Annotated in this window: 3 protein-coding genes; all 3 read right to left on the bottom strand. The window is 32.0% G+C overall.

The features are described 5' to 3' along the window. Positions 1-229 precede the first annotated feature (229 nt). The 3 genes from HM985_RS16855 to HM985_RS16845 all read right to left on the bottom strand — a co-directional run bounded on the left by HM985_RS16855 (position 230) and on the right by HM985_RS16845 (position 3114). Positions 230-844 carry a DUF6705 family protein gene (locus HM985_RS16855; protein WP_179377381.1) on the bottom strand — a complete coding sequence of 205 codons (615 nt, stop codon included), beginning with the start codon at positions 842-844 and terminating at the stop codon, positions 230-232. Between the two features lie 178 nt (positions 845-1022). Continuing rightward, positions 1023-2450: a hypothetical protein gene (locus HM985_RS16850; RefSeq protein ID WP_179377380.1), complete on the bottom strand. Its 1428-nt coding sequence runs from the start codon at positions 2448-2450 to the stop codon at positions 1023-1025. Between the two features lie 196 nt (positions 2451-2646). Then, the gene (locus HM985_RS16845) at positions 2647-3114 is read right to left on the bottom strand and encodes a hypothetical protein (RefSeq protein ID WP_179377379.1); all 468 of its coding nucleotides are present in this window, start codon (positions 3112-3114) and stop codon (positions 2647-2649) included. Between the last annotated feature and the right edge of the window lie 154 nt (positions 3115-3268).

Here is a 3268-nt window from a genome sequence, read left to right as displayed (position 1 = left end):
CAGTGTTCATTTTGTGTTTTCATAAGTGACTGTAATTAATTGCTTAATTTTTAGTCAACCTATTTCAGGAAAATTCAGCGTTGTAATTGACGCTAACGGTTTTGTATATGAAAAGTAGCAGGTAAAAATGTTATTTCTTTTCACATTATAAAAAAAGATAATAGAAAAGAACCAAATCTTGAGTTTGGCTCTTAACTGCTATTTTTTATATACTTTGTTGTGGTTAGTTTTATTGTTTTATAAACACAATGTTTTCTAATTGAGTTCCTATAGTTGGTTCTGGTGATCCTGCTTCTCCTTCTTGAACAGTAATTGCACCTGCACACCAGCAATACCATGCCTTTAAAGCTTGCTGACCGTTAATGACACGCTTATGTAAAGTAAGTTCTGAAACCGATTGTATTAAAGGGTCAACCATTGCAAGTCCTAATCGTATTTCGCCGTCTATACAATCATCTATCGACGAATAAGTACAATTATCGTCTAAAAAATTCCCATAAATATTATGATTTTCTCCTAAATCTTGATTAAGTTGGCTTAATGTATTTATTTTTTCTACACCATTTTCTATATATTGGTATTCGCCAACTATTAAATCTTCATAATATTCACCGTTGTATATCATTAGCTTTTTCTCTAATACTATTTTTAAAGATGTAGTACCATTGGTATAGAGCCAAGTACCCTCAAAGTCATTTAACTGGTTATTTAAATCTTTATAATAGGCATTATTTAAATTATCCCAACCTAAACTATCAATTGATTTTATTGGTGTTTGTGCCTTACAGTTAAAAAAAGATAATGTAAAAATTAATACTGTTATTAGTGTTATAGTTTTTTTCATTGTTTTAAATTTTTTAGTTACAAGGTAACGGATTTACATCAGAGTTTCTTGAATTTGGGTTTTCTAATTCCAACTTGTTCCAATTACTTATATTATCATCAGCAGCTTTATATAAAGAAATGCCATGATCTTTAAACTTCCTTAAAAATGCTCGTTCTAAATTATTGTCATTTTTAAATTATTTTCCCAATTTCCATTCAATACCACTACGTTTTTTTTCATCTGTATTTCCTCTAGCATTTGTCCAATCACTTTCTATTTTAGCATTTAATGCTTCGTAATCATCTATTTTTAATGCATATACTGTGCCATTATGATTTACACAAATATTAAATACCTGCTCTTTACCAAAAGCTCCTACTTCTCTGTAAATATCTCTAGTTGCTCTTATATCTGTCCAAGAAAACATAGGCTTTTTTCCTTTAGGATGTGTATGTATTATCCCAATGTTAAAAGTACTCGTAGTGAATTTAGATGTTCTATCATCTATACCTTCTTTTATGCCTCCTGGTGTTGGAAATGTTTCGTAATCTGTATCGCCAAATTGGCGTTGCACTTCTTGATACCATTCTTTCTTTTCGTTTGTTTTAGCTTTTAGTTGGTCTATAATAGGTTTTATGTTAAGACTTAATGAATCTGTTTTTCTTAAATCTTTAAGGGTTCTACAATTATCGGATTCTTGTGAGACAGCATCTTGTTCTCTATCTATAGGTGATGTTAAAGATGGGTTGGTATTAGTGTAAGTGTCTCCGCCACTGTTAGTACTACCACCACTATTTGGTGGGTTGCCATTATTGGGGTCGCCACCGTTTGGTGGGTCACTTACCCCAGAATCTAAACATTCATAAGTTGTCTGATATTCTATGTAAGGTAAAAAAGGGTCACCACAACTAGACCCCGAACAAATTCCCAATTGCCATTGCAATACATTGTGTCCACAACCACAGTTGTATTCTATCGCTATTGTTGTGGGTATAACTGTACCATTACAATCGGTTGGATAGTTTGTATTTCCGCCTCCACCTCCTGAACCACTTCCTGAAGAACTTGGGTCTTCATTGCCAAAATCCTCTGGGCCTAAAGGTTCTGTTAAATTGTTTATTCGCTCCGTTTGTATACTACTAAAAGCTTGGTTTTGTAAATCATCAGATGTGTTTTCCGTTTTGTATTGGGTTACAAACATACCTTCTGTGCCATTTTTATCTTCTATTGTGATATTGTAAAAGGTGTTTGGGTCATCATCCAAGGATTCAATAAGCATTGTATATGAAGTATAATCACCTTGGGTGATTTCTTTGACTTCGTCTGTATAAATAGTAATGCTTGATGAAGCATTATCTGATTCTGAGCTAACTCTTAATTGTGTGTTTTCAGTTTGCTGTAGTTCAAAATGATTGTTTAGTTGGTATTTGTTCTTAAGAGAATTAAAAGTCTCTCCAACTTCGGAAATGGAAATCGATTTTATTGAGATTGGAAGTTCTTCGGTAATAGTCTCCAAAGTTTTTTCTTCTGCAAAGTTGTCTTTTTCGCAAGCAATTACGAATATCGCAATTCCAAAAAGTAGAATTCCGAGTTTCAAATAGTTTTTCAATCGGTGTTTTTTCATACGTTCCATTGTTTAAATTTAGTTAATAGTTCTCAATTGTTGGTCAAAATTAACCACAACGTGTTTGTGTATGGTTAGTTGCATATTTAAGCAACTAATTTAGTAAACAAAAACGAACGCGAGAAAATTCCGAAGGAATTTTCCAAATAGGCACTTGCCAAAGCAATTAATTATACACGGTGTTGTAACCAGTTTTTTAATCAACTATTTCGTATTTTTTAACGTCAGTAACTTTCCCGTTTTCAAAAGTCAATTGCAAACTATTAAATTGCCAACCAAATCCAGCACCAGACATTCCCAAGTCGTAAGTCCAAATTTCAGTCGAATCATTACTTTCCGATTTTCCAATCAAGTCAATAATTTCACTTTTTGATTTTCCGATTAAAATTCCACTATTTACTAAATCGTCTCGCATTTCAAATCTTGCGTTTTTGTCGGCAAACCATCGTTCTTTTTTAAAATCGTATTGAGGTTCGTAAAATAAATAACTGAAGAAAGCCATTACAAGTCCGATATATAAAATGGGTGCAATAATTATAGTTCCTAAAATTGAAATCCAATTTCTGGTTTTCTTATTTTTTATAAATCGCTTTAATATCCAACGTAAAATAAAAAATATCGGAATTCCGATTAAAATTACTATAATAGGTACTTCAGGGCTCATTCAGTTTTGTATTATACTGATATAGGTTGACTCTTTTTGGTTAATATTTAGACGTTCAAAAGATTTTTTTTTCAGCCGTTTAGAAGGCAAAAAATAGTTTGAACTAGGTCAGTTCTTAAATCGTAAGTTCAGGTAAATTTACATTATTTTTTCG

The organism is Winogradskyella wichelsiae (assembly GCF_013403925.1).
In the GTDB taxonomy this organism is placed as follows: domain Bacteria; phylum Bacteroidota; class Bacteroidia; order Flavobacteriales; family Flavobacteriaceae; genus Winogradskyella; species Winogradskyella wichelsiae.
Note: the sequence above shows the minus strand (reverse complement) of the source record. Positions and strands in the feature narration are given on the sequence as shown.